The organism is Cognatundibacterium oligocarboniphilum (assembly GCF_013377855.1).
GTDB lineage: Bacteria > Pseudomonadota > Gammaproteobacteria > Burkholderiales > Burkholderiaceae_D > Undibacterium > Undibacterium oligocarboniphilum.
This window is the reverse complement of record NZ_JABXYJ010000006.1, coordinates 37,558-54,966: the sequence shown is the minus strand read 5'-3', so window position 1 is coordinate 54,966 and position 17,409 is coordinate 37,558. Positions and strand designations below refer to the sequence as shown.

Sequence of the window (17,409 nt, the reverse complement as noted above, 5' to 3'; positions counted from 1 at the left end):
AGTGCCGGCTTTTTAATATATGAAACAGAAACTGAGTCTGAAAGCGCGTGCGCTGCGCTATTTGTCGTCGCGTGAACACAGTCGCATTGAACTGGCGAGGAAGTTGTCCGTATATGTGCAGGAAGAAGATGATCTCGAAACAGTTTTGAACTGGTTGGAATCTTCGGGGTTTTTATCTGCGGAACGCTTTTCTGAATCTTTAATCAACCGGCGGGCTGCCCGGTTCGGTAATTACCGTATTTTGGCTGAATTGCAGAATCACCAGCTTGGCGAAGCTGAAATGATTTTGGCTCGTGAGCAATTGAAAGCGACTGAGTTGAAACGGGCGATTGATGTTTTGCATAAAAAATTTCCTTATCCGCCGGGCGATTCTGTTGAAAGAATGAAGCGGAGCCGTTTTTTGCAACAACGCGGGTTTTCGGCGCAGGTAATTCAGGTGGCTGTGAAAACATCCAGTCAGGATGACGGGGCAGAATGAATAGTGTTCTTTTAAGGAATCGATAAAAAATCTGGCACTGTTATGAGTTGTGATTCAGCTGTGTTAGAATTCGCAGGTTTTTTGCAGCGCCGCAGGAGCGGCTGTTATCGTAGAAGCTGCGGTAACGACACGCAATTGTGGCTCTTTTATCCAGAATAGCCGCTAAAAAAGGCATGATGCCACTATCTCAGTCCACCACTGCCCGCACGTTGAAACATACGCGTGCGATCACTATCGAAGCGTTTTCCCGTGATGATGGTTTGTGGGATTTTGACGCTCGCATAACAGATCACAAAGAACGTGATATCCAGCTCGCTTCCGGCACTCGCCCGCAAGGCGTGGCTCTGCACGACCTGACTTTGCGCGTGACGGTTGATTTGCAAATGAATGTTGTTGGCGTGGCTGCTTGTTCAGATGCGGTTCCATACCCCGGATATTGCGAGTCCATCGACCCTGATTATAAAAAACTCATTGGTTTAAATCTGATGCGCCAGTTTCGCCAGGGCGTTAAAGACCGGATGTCCGGCATTCAGGGGTGCACCCATCTGACCGAGTTAGCGCAGATATTGCCTACTGCAGCAATTCAAGCTTTCGCCGGCGACGTGATCGATACGCGTGACGCCGCCAGCAATTCCACTGATTCCAACCAGCCTTTCCAGCTAGACCGTTGCCACGCATTGCGTTTGGATGGACCAGCCGTTGTTCAGTATTACCCGCGCTGGGCGAAACCTTCGCCTGACGCAAAATCACCCAGCTAGTTTGTTTAATTATTATTTATACCTCAGTGTCTGAAGGGAAGTCGTATGAAAATCCATGAGTATCAGGGTAAAGAAATCCTCCGCAAATACGGAGTGACCGTACCGCGCGGTATCCCATGCATGTCCGTTGAAGAAGCAGTCAAAGCGGCTGAAACCCTGGGCGGACCAGTCTGGGTCGTTAAAGCACAGATCCATGCCGGTGGCCGTGGTAAAGGCGGCGGCGTTAAAGTTGCGAAATCTTTGGAGCAAGTGCGTGAATACGCTGATGCCATTATGGGCATGCAGCTGGTCACGCACCAGACTGGTCCTGAAGGTCAGAAGGTGCGCCGTCTGCTGATCGAAGAAGGTGCGGACATCAAGAAAGAACTGTACGTCAGTATGGTGACTGACCGTATCAGCCAGCGCGTTGTTTTGATGGCTTCCTCCGAAGGCGGTATGGACATTGAAGAAGTGGCGGAAAAACATCCGGAGCTGATCCACTCTATCGCGATTGATCCGGGTACTGGTCTGAAAGATGCAGAAGCTGATGATATCTCCCGTAAGATCGGTGTTCCTGAAGGCTCTATCGCTGATGCGCGCGTACAGTTGCAAGGTTTGTACAAAGCATTCATGGAAACAGACTGCTCTCTGGCAGAAATCAACCCGCTGATCCTGACCGGCTCCGGTAAAGTGATCGCACTGGATGCGAAATTCAACTTCGACGCGAACTCGCTGTTCCGTCAGCCAGAAATCGTTGCTTACCGCGATCTGGATGAAGAAGATCCAGCTGAAATCGAAGCATCCAAATTTGACCTCGCCTATATCTCTCTCGACGGTAACATCGGTTGCCTGGTGAACGGTGCCGGCCTGGCGATGGCAACGATGGATACCATCAAATTGTTCGGCGGTGAACCAGCCAACTTCCTCGACGTAGGCGGTGGCGCAACAGCAGAGAAAGTGACTGAAGCATTCAAGATCATGCTGAAAAACCCAGGTCTGAAAGCCATCCTGGTCAACATCTTCGGCGGTATTATGCGTTGCGACGTGATCGCAGAAGGCGTGATTACTGCGTCTAAAGCCGTTTCCCTGCAAGTACCTCTGGTTGTACGCATGAAGGGTACGAATGAAGACATCGGTAAGAAAATGCTGGCGGATTCCGGTCTGCCTATCATTTCTGCTGACACGATGGAAGAAGCAGCTCAGAAGGTTGTTGTCGCTGCTGCTGCTCACGCTTAATTATCGCAAGGAATCACTATGTCCATCCTGATTAATAAAGACACTAAAGTCATTACCCAAGGTATCACTGGTAAAACTGGCCAGTTCCATACACGCATGTGCCGCGATTACGCAAACGGTAAAAACTGCTTCGTTGCCGGTGTAAATCCAAAGAAAGCCGGTGAAGATTTCGAAGGCATTCCAATTTTTGCTAACGTAACCGAAGCCAAAGCAGCCACTGGTGCAACCGTTTCTGTTATCTACGTTCCACCAGCAGGTGCAGCTGCTGCGATCTGGGAGGCCGTTGAGGCAGAGTTGGATCTGGCAATTTGTATCACTGAAGGTATTCCTGTCCGTGACATGATGATGTTGAAAGACCGCATGGCAAAAGCCGGTAGTAAAACTAAATTACTCGGCCCTAACTGCCCCGGCCTGATCACTCCTGACGAAATCAAAATCGGCATCATGCCGGGCCATATTCACCGCAAAGGCCGTATCGGCGTAGTTTCTCGTTCCGGTACACTGACTTATGAAGCAGTAGGTCAATTGACCGCGCTGGGTCTGGGTCAGTCTTCTGCTGTTGGTATCGGTGGTGACCCGATCAATGGTTTGAAGCATATCGACATCATGAAGATGTTCAATGATGATCCTGATACCGATGCTGTCATCATGATCGGTGAAATCGGCGGTCCGGACGAAGCGAATGCTGCTTATTGGATCAAAGACAATATGAAAAAACCAGTGGTTGGTTTTATCGCTGGTGTGACTGCACCTCCAGGGAAACGTATGGGTCATGCAGGCGCTTTGATTTCTGGCGGTGCTGACACTGCTCAGGCAAAACTGGACATCATGGAAGCTTGCGGTATCAAAACAACAAAGAATCCATCTGAAATGGCGCGCTTGCTGAAGGCAATGCTGTAATCGTCGCCAAATTCGAATTTGTTGTCAGAAAAAGCCGCGCTTGTCGCGGCTTTTTCATTTCTTCGCTTTGTGTCTGAGTATTTACAGTGCAAACTAAATTTCTTAATGTTAAGCTTGGTTAATGTAGAAAATGAACCACGCTGTGCGTGGTAATGCCGTGTCATATGGTACCCACTTCGATCAAAAATCAGTGAGTGACATGTCGGGACCAGAATCTCAGTTTTTTAGCTGGCCAATTATGAGTTGACTTTATTAGGGCGCAGCAGTGCAAAGTGCATTGGAATGTTTTTCAGAAAAACATTTTATAATTTACATTTATATAATAATTAAAATTCATTATTTAGCAATTTGACAATGTCATATCAGTATGCACTAGAGTTTGCCGCGTTATCTGATCCGGGGAGAATCCGGGATCAAAACGAGGATGCAATTATTGTTTGTGCCGATTACGGATGTGCAGTGTTGGCGGATGGAATGGGAGGCTATAAGGCTGGAGAAGTCGCAAGTGCGATGAGTACCCGTATTATTGCCGAATATTTATGCGCAAAACTTGATTCGGCGTGGCTGTCAAAACTGGGCTTGCAGTTTATTCCATTGTCGCATTGGATGAACGAGGCGATCCAACTTGCCAATCAGAAAGTATTTCAAACATCCCAAACCAACGTGGACTGCTTTGGAATGGGAACAACTGTTATCGTCGCATGTTGCGCCAATGAGCGGCTATTATTGGCGCATGTCGGAGACTCCAGAGCCTACCGTTACCGGGGGGAGACATTAACCAGGTTAACCCGGGATCACTCCGTGTTGCAGGAGCAAATTAATTCCGGACAGATCACGGAAGAGCAAGCCAGATTTTCATCTATCAGAAATCTGATTACACGGGCAGTCGGTACCCAGGAAGAAGTGGAAATCGATGTCGCCACTTATCCTACGGAAGAGGGCGACGTATACATGCTATGCTCAGATGGCTTGACCGACATGCTGACGCATGATGAAATTCAAACTGTATTCATCCAGCATTATTATGACTTGACGGCTTGCTGCAAAATACTGGTCGAGAAGGCAAATGATGCTGGTGGAATTGATAATACATCGGTTGTATTATTTAAAATAAAGAAATCTCCAGATCAGACATGGTTTAAAAAAATATTATCCAGATAGCTTCTTTAATTTCATTGATGAGAGATTATGGCGAAAATTATCGTCACCTTTAATGGACTGATTCAACAGGAAGTCAGCATTAATAAATCGCGTATTACTATTGGCCGGCGCTCGGGAAATGATATCGTGATTGATCATTTAACCGTGAGCGGTCAGCACGCAGCCATTGACACCACATCAAACGGGTCGTTTGTGCTGGATCTGGGAAGTACGAACGGTACTACGGTGAATAATCAGCCAGTCAAAAAGCATTTATTGCAAAATGACGACGTGATTGATATTGGTAAATATAAGTTGCGATATCAGCAAGAAAAAAATACTCAAGGATCTGTCATTTCTGGCAATATTGTTCAAACTGGTTTGCCAGCGGTTGCGACAATCCGCGTGGTTAATGGGGCAAATGCCGGTAAAGAATTGATACTTTCGAAGCCTGTTACCACAATCGGCAACCCTGGTATTCAGGTTGTTGCGATCGCTAAACAGGCCGATCAATATGTGATGAAACATGTTGAGGGTGCTGAAACACCTAAGGTAAACGGAAAGCCAATTTCCGATCCAGCACAGATCCTGCGCCACGGTGACATGATTGATGTCGCGGGCATACACATGCAGATTACATTCAAGTACTGATTTGTTCACTTCATTGAAGTAGCTTGTGACAAAAAATGAATTTTACTGACAAAAAATGTCATTTTTAAACAAAGTTTTCAATTTTTGTCTTTCCCGGTAAGTGGTTGATGACTTCATTGTTCTCTGGCACGCTGTTTGCTGAGTCTGTAGTGGGTCATTTTTAAATTAATTCTCTGGAGTCTTAATATGAAAGTAGCAAAGAAAGTACAACAAGGTTTTACCTTGATCGAATTGATGATCGTGGTGGCAATTATTGGTATTTTGGCATCGGTTGCTTTGCCTGCATATAATGATTACACAACACGCGCTCAGGTTTCTGAAGTAGTGGAGTTGATCGGTGGTTTGAAGGCGCCAGTAGCTGAATATGGTTATCAGAAAAATGCTTGGCCAACTGCATTTGTAGTTTCTACAGCGACACCGGCAGCAACGGAATTGACTGCAACATTGACTGGTAAATATTCTACTGTGACTTCGCCGATGACAGGTACATTCCCTAACGGAACGATCACTGGCACGATGACAGCAGGTCAGGCGAATGCCGGCACTATTACATTCATCACTTCTGACGGCGGCAATACTTGGTCTTGTACAGGTGGTACGATTGCGAACAAATATCGCCCAGTTGCTTGTAAGTAATTGAGTCGATTTAAAGAAAAAGACACTCTTTTGAGTGTCTTTTTTTTATTTTTTTGAAAATATGGTCGATATCGAAACCCGGAAAAATTTCCCATCCGATTTGCCTATGAATCTTGATTTTGCAGGTTACGTAAAGAATTGTCACAAATGATAAATTACGTTTCTTTTTTTCCGTACGGAAAACTTGGAGTCATGTTTGATTAACGCTACTATCCTGATACTGGCAACAGATTTGTGAAACTAAATATTTGGCGGTCTTCAGTATTTATTCAGGGCAATATAATGAGCGTAGCAAAAAAGAAAATACAACAGGGTTTTACACTGATTGAATTGATGATCGTGGTGGCAATTATCGGTATTCTGGCATCGGTTGCTTTGCCAGCATACAATGACTATACAACACGCTCTCAAGTTTCCGAGGTGATTGAACTGATCGGAGGCTTGAAGGCTCCGGTATCGGAGTATGGCTATCAGAAAAATGCATGGCCAACAGCTTTTGTTGTCTCTACTGCGACACCGGCGGCAACAGAGTTGACTGCTACCTTGACAGGTAAGTATTCGACAGTCACTTCACCTATGACTGGCACTTTCCCGAACGGTACTATTACAGGAACGATGACAGCAGGTCAGGCGAATACCGGCACGATCACATTCATCACTTCTGATGGCGGCAATACATGGGATTGCACCGGCGGGACTATTGCCAATAAATATCGTCCAGTTGCCTGCAAGTAATATTCTGGTTTTCATAAAATATTTTTTGTCAGACTATTTTTTGTTGCTTGACAGATAGGTAAGGCAGGCTTGAAATTTGCTACCCCAGAAAGAATATTTTCAATCACTTTCTGGGGGAAATAATGAAATGCCATTTATCTGCAGTTTTGTACCACCGAAATCGAGATTTTCAACAAGGATTCACGCTGATTGAGTTGATGATTGTGGTGGCAATTATCGGCATTCTCGCTTCAATTGCCTTACCTGCTTATAATGATTATGCGACTCGCGCCCAAGTGACAGAGGTTATTGATTTGCTTGGAGGGATGAAGGTAACGGTTTCTGAATATGCTCATCAAAAAAATACCTGGCCAACGGGATTTGTTGCCCCGACATCCAATCCGGCGCCCAGTGAAATTGTTGCAACTCTGCAAGGAAAATATGCAACTGTCAGCTCTACGATGACCGGTACTTTTCCTAATGGAACCTTGACTGGAACACTCACTGACGGGCAGGCAAACGGCTCCAATATTACGTTAGTAACAACAGATGGTGGTGATACCTGGAGTTGCACAGGAGGAACGCTGGCGGCTAAATATCGTCCAGTGGCTTGTAAATAAAATTCAATCATGTAGGCAAGGGAATTGCATTTAAAGTAGACGATAGTTTCCCCATGTCATTTCTTATTTCTTATTTATGTCAGAATTTCAAATTCGCATCAAGGCTGCGCTGATTCATTTACTGGTTTCTGCGCTGGTTGTTTCCTTGGTTGCCGGACTAGTATTGTTGCTCTGGTATCCTTGGCCTTATAGCAGAATGGCTGGTGGTCTTAATTTGTTGATTCTGGTGGCTACAGTTGATCTGTTCCTTGGGCCAATGCTGACGCTGGTCATATTTGATTCCAGAAAATCCCGATCCGTTTTATTCAAAGATATCTTAGTTATTGGCTGTGTCCAATTGGCAGGGTTGCTATACGGCACACATACTGTTTATCTTGCGAGGCCCGTTGCGCTGGTGTTTGAAGGAAGCCGGTTCCGTGTGGTTTCCGCAGCTGGAGTGCAGGAAAAGGATTTGTCCCAGGCGTCACCGGATTTTCGCAGTTTGTCAATGACAGGGCCACGATTAACCGGAACCCGACCGTTCAGGAGTCAGCAGGAAAAAATGGAGGCTGCAGATAAGGCGCTGGCAGGTGTGGATATTGGTTTGCGCCCCATTTTCTGGCAAGACTATAGTTTGTCTGTACCCCAGGTATTGAGTTCGGGAAAGCCTGTGGAACTTCTTTACCAGAAATATCCGGCCGATCAGGAGCTGATTGACGAGCGGATCAAAGCCACTGGGCGTCCCAAGAGCCAGTTAAAATTTATACCTTTGATTGCCAGAGAGGGCGGTGGCGACTGGCTGGTATTGATTGATGCAATCTCTGCACAACCAGTTGGTTTCATTGAAAAAGACGGTTTTTTTTGAGATTTTTCCAGCTGCGTTCAATTAAACTTATTTTAATAACCGCTTTGCGTGACGTTGAATGAAAGCACGACAGCGAAGCCTTGCTGTGTGTTCACTGCTTGTGTAAAGTCGCTACCAGTGCTTCTATCGCCGGAACCAAATTGTGTTAACGGAGAGATGAGCAAACACTTATTTCCGTCCTGTGACTTCCATGTTATTTTCATTTTTTTCCCAAAAAAAACAAGCACAAAACTATGTCTGGGCTTTATTCTGGCTCGGATTTGGGATTGCAGGAGCGTATCTGATTCCGGTTCACCTGCATCCTTTCCGAACCTTTTTTAATGAACTTGCGATTTTTTGGGGAATGACACTTTCACTGTTGTTCAGTGCAGAGCGTCCGAACAGTGTTCAGTCTGTGCACTACCCTAGTCTAGCCTGGGTGTTGCCCACGGCCGTGTTGCTTCCTATTGCGCTTATCCTGGTTATCTGTATGCAATGGATTTTCCAGGCTCGTGATGATGGGTACGATCTGCTCTTCCCCGTGATGTATCTTCTGTATGCGGTACTGGCGTTGATATTGGGCGCTACCTTGGCAAGCAATGTAATAAAACGTGACTCTTTGAGCCAGACTTTGGCAATCGTCTTTATGATTTCTGGCTGGTTGTCGGTTTTGATGCAGATTGTGCAATTACTGGGATTGGATTTCACTCCATTGGTCATGTATATGCCTGCCGGTTCATTTTTGCAAAGGCCATACGCGAATGTGGCGCAGCCGAACCAGCTGGCTTTATTGCTCTGCTTTTCTCTGGCGGCGACAACTTATCTGTTTCAACAAGAGAAGTTACGGATACAGGTGGCAATATGTTCGGTTGTTCTTCTGTTGGCTGGCTTGGTGCTGACACAATCCAGGATTGGCTGGATTATTATCCCTTTATTTATTGCCATCCTCGTCTGGAATGCTCCTGTACGCCAGTCAATCGGTTGGCAAGCGGCAGCATGGTTTGGTTGCATGTATGCAGCCGGTGTTTTTCTGTTGCCTAAAATTGCCGGGCTGGCCGGCGTGCATGGTGGTTCCGCAGCGGATCATGTAGGAGGGCGCTCAGAGAGAATTGGATTATGGCGGCAGGCATGGGACATAGCAGCAAATCATCTCTGGACTGGGGCAGGATGGTTTCGCTTTGGTTCGGAGCAGGTGCATATTGCGGCAGATTTTCCCTCCACGACCTATGCCGAGCATGCACACAATATTGTGCTGAACTTGGCGGCAGAAACGGGATGGTTGTTGACTGGCCTGATGGTAGCAGGTTTGTTCTGGTGGTTTTATCAGGTCTATATCAAGCCTAAAAAAGATTTGCCCATGCAGTTTGCCGGTATGTGCCTGGTCGCAGCCTGTGTGCACAGTCTGGTGGAGTTCCCGTTATGGTACGGGTATGTGCTGTTTCCGGTTCTGATTATGGCAGGAATGCTCCATCAGTACAGATGGCCTGCGGCGGCGACAGTCCGGTTGCGTAAGGACGTTGCGGTCGCGGCTACTGCAATTGCGCTTTTCTGCATGATGGGAATCACCTGGGATTATCAACGCGTGGTACGCGGTTTTAATATCCTGCGCTGGGAACAGACCGGTCATCTGGTCGATCTGAAGCAGCTGGAGCAACCGCGGCTGACATTATTTCCTCAGTTTTTTGCTTATTTTCATCTGATGAAAATCACGCCAGCGGAAGGAATGTCTGCCGAGGATATCGCATTCGTCGAACATTGGACGCCGCGTTTCGGGTTTGTCCATATCCTGAATAAGCTGGCTGAAGTGTCTGCATTGAATGGCAAGCGGGAGCAGGCTGTCCGTGCGATGCAGACTTTGCAGCGTCTGCACCCTGATCTCTATCCTGAGTATTTCGATTACTGGAAAGCGAAAGGTGTATTGGATGCGCGCTATCAGCAGGTTTTCCTCAGCATGCCGCGACGTGATGCACCATAAACCGTATACTGTCTGATTGCGATCAGTCGATCAGACTTACCCAGTCACCGGATTTTCCACCGTGTTTTTCCAGCACGCGGATATCACTCATGACCATGCCCCGGTCGACTGCCTTGCACATGTCGTAAATTGTCAGCAGACCGACCTGAACGGCAGTCAGTGCTTCCATTTCAACCCCTGTCTTGCCGACAGTTTCTACTTGTGCTCTGCATTGCACTGAAGCATCTTCTTCTGTGATGTTAAAATTAACATCAACTCTGGTCAGTGCCAGAGGATGGCAGAGAGGAATCAGATCACTGGTTTTTTTGGCCGCCATGATGGCAGCAATTCTGGCAATACCAAGCACGTCTCCTTTTTTGGCATTGCCTTGTCTGATAATGGACAGCGTTTCAGGGCGCATGCGGATAAGGCCGGTTGCGATGGCAATACGGTGCGTGTCTTGTTTATCAGCGACATCGACCATATGTGCCTGACCAGCCTGATTAAAATGCGTCAGGCCTGCGTGATGGGTTTCAGTAGTCATTTGGATGTACGGAAGGGATAGTTGAATATGTCAGAAGTATTTCCAGTCAGCGGGAATGATAGCACCGCGCAAGGTCGGATCGGGCTGGTGACGAAAAAAGTTCTGCGCGCATCACTGTTGGCGGCGACCTGTTTCGTCGTGCCGGAAATATTGACAGTTAATGCCGCGGCCCAGAATCTGCCGACTCTGGGGGACACTTCCAGAGAGGAATTGTCTCCGCTGATGGAGCGCAGGCTGGGTGAGCAGATCATGAACGCCGTGCGCCGAGACCCAGACTATATGGATGATGGCCCGGTTTCGGAATATCTGAACCGGCTCGGTAATAAAATGCTGGATGCCCGTCCGGATGCCCGGGGTGAGGCAGCCTATGATTTTGAATTTTTTGCTGTGCGTGATCCGGTGTTGAATGCGTTTGCTTTTCCGGGTGGGTTTATCGGGCTGCATTCCGGGCTGATTCTGGCTGCGCAATCGGAATCTGAGCTGGCATCCGTGATCGGGCACGAGATTGGTCATGTGGCGCAACGGCATATTGCGCGGATGCTGACCAGCCAGAAATTTGATTCCCTGATTCCTCTGGCGGCGCTGGCACTGGCGGTGCTGGCGGCCCGTACCAGCCCGGATGCTGCCATTGCATTGGCGACCGGTGGTCAGGGACTGGCGATTCAGCGGCAACTGAATTTCAGCCGTGATGCGGAGCGGGAGGCTGACCGCGTCGGGTTCCAGATTTTGCGTGACAGCGGCTTTGATACTTCCGGCATGGTGAGTTTTTTTGGGCGTCTCCAGGCGTCGATGCGCAACTACACAGACAATGCGCCCGCCTATCTGCGTAGTCATCCACTGACCAGTGAACGGATTGCCGATATTCAGGCCCGTATGCTCGACCAGCGTTACAAACAACATGCCGACAGTCTGGAGTTTTTTTTAACCAAGGCAAGAGTTCGTATACTGCAGGACGCAACCATACAAGGCCTGATGGATGCAAAGGTATTCTTTGAAGGCCAGCTGAAATCGGAAAAAGATGAGGATAAGATTGCCGCAGAATATGGTCTGTCGTTAGTTGCGCTCAAACAGTTTGATTTCGCCGCCGCACATCGATGGCTGGATGCGGCAAAATCAAAAACCGAAAAACTGACTTCACAAAAGAGCGTGCTGACGACCAGCAGCGCTTATGTCAGTGTTGCGATTGATATTCTGATGGCAGAAAAACGAGATGGCGAAGCGGTCGCTGAAGCGGAGAAAGCGATGCAATTGCTACCTTTGTCGCGCGGACTGGTGTACCAGTATGTCGAGGCACTGCTGTCTGCAAAAAAGACGGAAGCCGCAGGCGTATTTCTCCGCGATCAGATCAGCTTATACCGGCAGGATGCCAGGCTGCAGAATTTACTGGCCAAGGTATATGATGCGCAGGGAAAACAAGCTTTGCAGCATATTGCGCTGGCAGAGGCGTATGCAATTCAGAACACCTGGACTCCTGCTTTACAGCAGCTCGATATCGCCCGACGTGAAAAAGATGCGGGATTTTATGAACAGTCCGTCATCGATGCCTTCGAACGGGAATGGAAAGAAAAGCACAAAGAAGAACTGGCGGGAGAGAGAAAACATAAATTAACCATGTAAATGCAGGTATTAATTTTGCTTGTACGTTTGAAATGATATGAAGAACAGGAGGACATGGTGTTCAATTGGTTTGATGCAAAAGATGAAAAATTATTTGGATCTTCCCTCGCAGATTTTTATCTGGAAAGACACAAGACGGAAGTTGTTAATAAGAACAATAAATATGTCGAAAGAAAACAAAAAGAGTTGTTTGTGAAGCTGCTTCAGCAATTGGAAGGTTTTAAAGCAAAACATAAATTAAATTTTTATAAAAAGGCGCAATTAGGTAATGCATTTAAATGGCGTCTGATCGAATCAGGATTATCAGCAGAACAGGTGAATCAATTAACCAGTTGGCTTACTCGTCAACTATAAATTCACTCAAAACATCACCGACAAAGATCAGGTATGACAATATTTAACCGGATTCAAGCCTTATTCAGCGTGACGCAAAAATCCTCAAAGGAAATAACGCAGATCAGTCAAAGCGAGCAGGCTGTGCAATTGATTGATCGCGGTAATCAATTGGAAGAAAACGGTCAGATTAATGAGGCGCTAAAATTGTATGAGAGTGCCATCGAAATGGCTCCAGCTTTAGCTCGTGCTTATCTCAATAAGGGTAATGTTTTATTGCAGATGGAAAAAATTCCGGATGCAGTCACCATGTATCGTAAAGCAGTTGAATTGAATCCTGATTATGCGGCAGCGTATTTTAATTTGGGAAATGTACAAATTATTCAAAACAACCCCGATGCTGCACTTCATTCTTACGATAAGGCAATTCAATTAAAACCTGATTTTGTGGATGCCTACGTGGCCAGAGGTAACGTGCTGGGGGATATGAAGCGTTTTAAGGATGCAATTGACAGTTATCAGCAAGCATTAAAGCTGGCGCCAGGCTATGCACAGGTATATGGTAATCTGGCTGCCACACTGAAAGATTCTGGTGATCTGACGTCAGCGATGGCGCATTATCAAATAGCAATTCAGGCTGATTCTGATTATTTGCACGCATATGGCAATCTTGCTGATGTCTACAGAGAGCTCGGGCGGATTGATGATGCAGTGGAAGTCTGCCGCACCGTATTGCGTAAACAACCTGACCTGGTTCCGGCATATACACAATTATTGTTTTGTCTGAGCCATAGCAACAAGCTCACTGCACAGCAGTTATTCGAGGAGCACAAACGGTTTGGTGATCAGTTTGAATCGCCATTCCGCGCTATGTGGCCAGTACACGATAATGTGAAGGATCCGCAGAAAAAACTCCGGATCGGACTGGTTTCGGCTGATTTACGTGCGCATGCTGTTGCGTTTTTTCTGGAGCCCGTCCTGGCTGTTTTGCAGCATTCCCCATCTCTGTCTTTATTCGTCTATTACAACCATGAAACAGAAGATGAGATCACGCAGCGGATTAAAGAATTTATTCCACGTTGGCAGGTAATTGTTGGATTGAGCGATCATCAGGTTGCACAAAAAATTCTGGCAGATAATATCGACATATTGATTGATCTATCTGGTCACACAGGAAAACATCGCTTATTGACTTTCGCCCGTAAGCCCGCGCCAATACAAGTCAGTTGGGTTGGCTATCCGGGAACTACCGGCTTGCAGGCTATGGATTACTATCTGGCAGGAAGACATTTCCTGCCAGTTTTTGAATTAGATGATCAATTCACTGAGAAAATTGCCCGGTTACCTTTGACAGTTCCTTTCTTGCCCATTTCGGATTCACCCGATGTCAATACTTTGCCAGCATTGCAAAATGGCTATATGACGTTTGGTAGTTTTAACCGGATTGATAAAATCGGCAGGGAAGTCGTTGCGTTATGGGCGCAGTTACTACGGGAAATACCGACAGCGAAAATGCTGATTGCTGGTTTGCCTGCTAATGGTGGATATGAACATTTATGGCACTGGTTTGAGCAGGAGGGCATACCAAAAACGCGGCTTGAATTTCATAATCGCAGTAATATGCATACCTATCTTGCGCTACATCACAAAGTGGATATTTGCCTTGATACATTCCCATATACAGGCGGCACGACAACTAACCATGCGTTATGGATGGGTGTTCCTACTCTGACTTTGACCGGAGCGATTCCTGCTGGGCGGCAGTCCTCCGCAAATTTGTCTGAGGTCAACCTGATTCAGGAATTTGGAGCAAAAGATCATGCTGACTTCGTTGCGCGGGGAAAGCAGGTTGCGTCCGATTTGGAGAGTTTAAGCATCATAAGACAAACATTGCGTAGTCGTTTTTTAAATGCGCCTTTTTCAAAAACAGATGTATTTGCTGCGAATCTTGAACATATGTTTCGTGCGATGTGGGAACGATGGTGTCAAGGATTACCGCCGGCTGCAATAGAAGTAACGACCAATAATCAGGTTATTTTTCCAGTTTCCGGTGATGCTGGTGCTTATGAGTAAAGAAAATATTTTTGTTACTAAACCAACTTTGCCACCACTTAACGACCTGATCCCGTATTTGGAAAAAATATGGGAAACCAGGGTTTTGACGAATGGTGGTGAATTTCATCAGAAATTTGAAGCAGCGTTATGTGNACCCAAGTGCATAGCAAAGGTTTGAAAGTAGTAAAGCCGGCTTCCTGATAGGAAGCTTAGAAAATACGATTTTTTTCTTTTTTAGAAAATAGCGTAATAGGCTTGAGCCGTGTGCGATGAAAGTCGCAAGCACGGTTCTTAGGGGGGAATGGGCTAGCAATAGCCTGTTCCTACCCACCTACGAATGCCACTATCGCATTAGTGACTGCTTTGCAGGCGCTTCGCATTACAGGTGAAGTCATCACAACACCTTATTCTTTTGTTGCGACATCACACGCTTTGCTTTGGAATGGAATTAAACCGGTTTTTGTAGATATTGATCCACACTCATTGAATCTTGATCCTGCGAGGATTGAATCAGCGATTACCCCCCATACGACAGCCATTATGCCGGTCCATTGCTATGGGCATCCTTGTGACGTCAATGGCATTCAGAGAATTGCTGATAATTACAATCTGAAAATTATCTATGATGCGGCTCATGCATTTGGTGTGCAGGATGCTGGTGGCAGTATATTGCGATACGGTGATTTGTCCGTATTGAGTTTTCATGCCACAAAAGTTTTTAATACGTTTGAAGGTGGGGCGATTATCTGTCCTGATGAGAAGACGAAAGTACGGATTGATCAACTGAAAAATTTTGGCCATGTGGGCGAGACCACGGTTGTTGCACCGGGGATCAATGGGAAAATGAGTGAATTCAATGCAGCACTTGGCCTGCTGCAGTTACAGCATATTGACTCCGCTTTAGCATGTCGTCAAAAAATTGATGAAGCCTATCGCCTGAAATTAGCAGGTATTCCGGGTATTTCTTGTATTCAGGGCTCCGGGGAGTGTGTGGCTAACTATGCTTATTTTCCGATATTGGTACATGAGGACTATTTTTTGACACGAGATACCCTTTATAACTTAATGAAAGAAAAGGGCATTCATCCGCGCCGCTATTTCTATCCGTTGATCTCGCAATTTCCTATGTATCGGGGACTATCGTCTGCTCATCCGGACAATTTGCCTGTGGCGCTTGATATTTCTCAGAAAATTTTATGCCTGCCAATTTATCCTGACCTTGAAATGTCAGTTGTGGATGTGATTTGCCAGCTGATTGCCAATCCCTGTTGAGACTCCTAATACATTCTGATAAGAGCGAGTAAGTGATAGTCTCCATCATGCAGCCGTATTTTTTACCATACATCGGTTATTTTCAACTGATTGAGGCGGCCGACATATTTGTCATTTATGATCACATCAAATACACCAAGAAAGGCTGGATTAACCGCAATCGACTGCTGCTCAATGGACATGATGCATTTTTTTCTCTTCCTTTGAAAAAATCTTCGGACACGCTGGATGTTGTCGAGAAAGAATTGGCAAGTGACTATGAGCCTGAGAAATTACTTCGGCAATTTGCCGGGGCTTATGCGCGAGCTCCGTTTTTTGATGAAATCTTCCCGTTATTAACTGAAATACTGATGTGTCAGGATCGGAATTTATTTCATTACATTTACCACTCTGTGCAGTTAGTTTGCCGGTATTTAGACATCCAGACTGAAATCCGTTTCTCATCGGAATTATCGTTTAATCAGGAGCTCAAAGGACAAGATAAGGTGATTGCCATCTGTCAGGCGCTGAATGCGGATAGATACATGAATGCCATTGGCGGCACCTTTTTGTATGATAGACAGATTTTCAGGGAAAATCAGTTAGAGCTTCAGTTTTTACAGCCTTCTCCTTTTGAATACCCACAGTTTTCAGCACCGTTTGTGCCTTGGCTTTCTATTATTGATGTTTTGATGTTTAACCCTGTTGTCCGTGTTAAACAGTGGATTTCTGATTACTACACAATCATTTAAGTTATGTTTCATTGGAAAAAATTAGGACAAATATTTGTACCCCAAGAGATACATGGTCCTGAATGGATGGCTGAATTTGCGCAGGCACCGGCAACGTTGATCATGGATGATGTGGTACGGGTTTATTTTTCATGTCGTCCCAGACCCGATGACGATGGAAATTATGTCAGTTATTCGGCTTATGTCGATTTGGATCGGAAAGATCTGTTTAAGATCAGGTCTGTTGCGACGAAGCCAATTCTGAGTTTGGGAGGGTTAGGGGAATTTGATGAGTTCGGCACATATCCCGTATCCGTGATTCGCCATGATCAAAAGGTTCGTGCCTATTATGCCGGTTGGACGCGTTGTGAATCTGTGCCATTTAATGTTGCGATTGGTGTTGCAGAAAGCGATGACGATGGGAGAGCGTTTGTAAAATTAGGACAAGGGCCCGTATTGTCCTGTTCTCCCTCAGAACCTTTTATTTTGAGCGGGCCGAAAATACGCTATTTCAATGGAACCTGGTATTTATTTTATATTGCCGGTTTTAAATGGAAGATTGTCGATGGGCGCCCGGAGCCAGTTTATAAAATCAGAATGGCAGAATCCTCTGATGGTATTTCGTGGGTGAAGTTAAATAAAAATCTGATCATTGACCGTATCGAAGAAGATGAGGCTCAGGCTAGTCCTGATGTATTTTATGCGAATGGTCTCTATCACATGTTTTTTTGCTACCGGTACAGTGAGGGATACCGGAGTAGCCAGAAAGGCTATCGTATCGGCTACGCGTATAGCCACAATTTGAAAGACTGGACACGAGATGACAGCCGTGCCGGTATCGATGTCTCCGCATCAGGCTGGGATGCTGAAATGATCAGCTATCCGCATGTATTTGAATTAGATGGGCTGACCTATCTTTTGTATCTTGGAAATCAGGTCGGACGATTTGGCTTTGGAATGGCTGTACTGGATGGGAAATTGGAATAAAT

The 17,409-nt window shown here is 46.1% G+C and carries 17 protein-coding genes and 1 pseudogene; 17 read left to right on the top strand and 1 reads right to left on the bottom strand.

Going from position 1 to position 17,409, the window contains the following annotated elements:
- Window positions 1-19 precede the first annotated feature (19 nt).
- The 11 genes from recX to HV832_RS11470 all read left to right on the top strand — a co-directional run bounded on the left by recX (window position 20) and on the right by HV832_RS11470 (window position 9,910).
- On the top strand, window positions 20-478 hold the full coding sequence (recX, locus tag HV832_RS11520) for a recombination regulator RecX (RefSeq protein WP_176803997.1): 459 nt from the start codon (window positions 20-22) through the stop codon (window positions 476-478).
- Window positions 479-654: 176 nt separating this feature from the next.
- Entirely contained in the window at window positions 655-1,236 is a 582-nt protein-coding gene (locus HV832_RS11515; protein ID WP_176804292.1) for a DUF2889 domain-containing protein, read from the top strand.
- Between the two features lie 30 nt (window positions 1,237-1,266).
- Window positions 1,267-2,451, top strand: coding sequence for an ADP-forming succinate--CoA ligase subunit beta (gene sucC / locus HV832_RS11510; protein ID WP_263398756.1), 1,185 nt, complete (start codon window positions 1,267-1,269; stop codon window positions 2,449-2,451).
- A gap of 18 nt (window positions 2,452-2,469) precedes the next feature.
- Window positions 2,470-3,351: a succinate--CoA ligase subunit alpha gene (gene sucD, locus HV832_RS11505; protein WP_176803995.1), complete on the top strand. Its 882-nt coding sequence runs from the start codon at window positions 2,470-2,472 to the stop codon at window positions 3,349-3,351.
- Window positions 3,352-3,705: 354 nt separating this feature from the next.
- Window positions 3,706-4,512, top strand: coding sequence for a Stp1/IreP family PP2C-type Ser/Thr phosphatase (locus tag HV832_RS11500; protein ID WP_176803994.1), 807 nt, complete (start codon window positions 3,706-3,708; stop codon window positions 4,510-4,512).
- A gap of 27 nt (window positions 4,513-4,539) precedes the next feature.
- The gene (locus HV832_RS11495) at window positions 4,540-5,142 is read left to right on the top strand and encodes an FHA domain-containing protein (protein ID WP_176803993.1); all 603 of its coding nucleotides are present in this window, start codon (window positions 4,540-4,542) and stop codon (window positions 5,140-5,142) included.
- Window positions 5,143-5,328: 186 nt separating this feature from the next.
- Window positions 5,329-5,778, top strand: coding sequence for a pilin (locus tag HV832_RS11490; RefSeq protein WP_176803992.1), 450 nt, complete (start codon window positions 5,329-5,331; stop codon window positions 5,776-5,778).
- A gap of 282 nt (window positions 5,779-6,060) precedes the next feature.
- The gene (locus HV832_RS17505; RefSeq protein WP_176803991.1) at window positions 6,061-6,513 is read left to right on the top strand and encodes a pilin; all 453 of its coding nucleotides are present in this window, start codon (window positions 6,061-6,063) and stop codon (window positions 6,511-6,513) included.
- 122 nt (window positions 6,514-6,635) lie between these two features.
- The gene (locus HV832_RS17500) at window positions 6,636-7,112 is read left to right on the top strand and encodes a pilin (RefSeq protein ID WP_176803990.1); all 477 of its coding nucleotides are present in this window, start codon (window positions 6,636-6,638) and stop codon (window positions 7,110-7,112) included.
- A 76-nt stretch (window positions 7,113-7,188) separates the two neighbouring features.
- Window positions 7,189-7,956, top strand: coding sequence for a TfpX/TfpZ family type IV pilin accessory protein (gene tfpZ / locus HV832_RS11475; protein WP_176803989.1), 768 nt, complete (start codon window positions 7,189-7,191; stop codon window positions 7,954-7,956).
- Window positions 7,957-8,425: 469 nt separating this feature from the next.
- Window positions 8,426-9,910, top strand: coding sequence for a PglL family O-oligosaccharyltransferase (locus HV832_RS11470; protein ID WP_176803988.1), 1,485 nt, complete (start codon window positions 8,426-8,428; stop codon window positions 9,908-9,910).
- A gap of 22 nt (window positions 9,911-9,932) precedes the next feature.
- Here HV832_RS11470 and moaC read toward each other — a convergent pair whose 3' ends face one another.
- Entirely contained in the window at window positions 9,933-10,433 is a 501-nt protein-coding gene (moaC, locus tag HV832_RS11465) for a cyclic pyranopterin monophosphate synthase MoaC (RefSeq protein WP_176803987.1), read from the bottom strand.
- Window positions 10,434-10,460: 27 nt separating this feature from the next.
- On the opposite strand from moaC, the gene HV832_RS11460 reads away from it, so the two are divergent.
- The 6 genes and pseudogenes from HV832_RS11460 (at window position 10,461) to HV832_RS11435 (ending at window position 17,407) form a co-directional block, all read left to right on the top strand.
- Window positions 10,461-12,050 carry a M48 family metalloprotease gene (locus HV832_RS11460; protein WP_176803986.1) on the top strand — a complete coding sequence of 530 codons (1,590 nt, stop codon included), beginning with the start codon at window positions 10,461-10,463 and terminating at the stop codon, window positions 12,048-12,050.
- 54 nt (window positions 12,051-12,104) lie between these two features.
- Complete coding sequence (locus HV832_RS11455) at window positions 12,105-12,404, top strand: hypothetical protein (protein ID WP_176803985.1); 300 nt, start codon at window positions 12,105-12,107, stop codon at window positions 12,402-12,404.
- 33 nt (window positions 12,405-12,437) lie between these two features.
- The gene (locus HV832_RS11450) at window positions 12,438-14,456 is read left to right on the top strand and encodes an O-linked N-acetylglucosamine transferase, SPINDLY family protein (RefSeq protein WP_176803984.1); all 2,019 of its coding nucleotides are present in this window, start codon (window positions 12,438-12,440) and stop codon (window positions 14,454-14,456) included.
- Window positions 14,457-14,711: 255 nt separating this feature from the next.
- Window positions 14,712-15,710: pseudogene (locus HV832_RS11445) on the top strand (DegT/DnrJ/EryC1/StrS family aminotransferase); the annotation flags it as partial.
- Between the two features lie 32 nt (window positions 15,711-15,742).
- Window positions 15,743-16,441: a WbqC family protein gene (locus HV832_RS11440; protein WP_218132031.1), complete on the top strand. Its 699-nt coding sequence runs from the start codon at window positions 15,743-15,745 to the stop codon at window positions 16,439-16,441.
- A gap of 3 nt (window positions 16,442-16,444) precedes the next feature.
- The gene (locus HV832_RS11435; RefSeq protein WP_176803983.1) at window positions 16,445-17,407 is read left to right on the top strand and encodes a glycoside hydrolase family protein; all 963 of its coding nucleotides are present in this window, start codon (window positions 16,445-16,447) and stop codon (window positions 17,405-17,407) included.
- The last annotated feature ends 2 nt before the right edge of the window (window positions 17,408-17,409 follow it).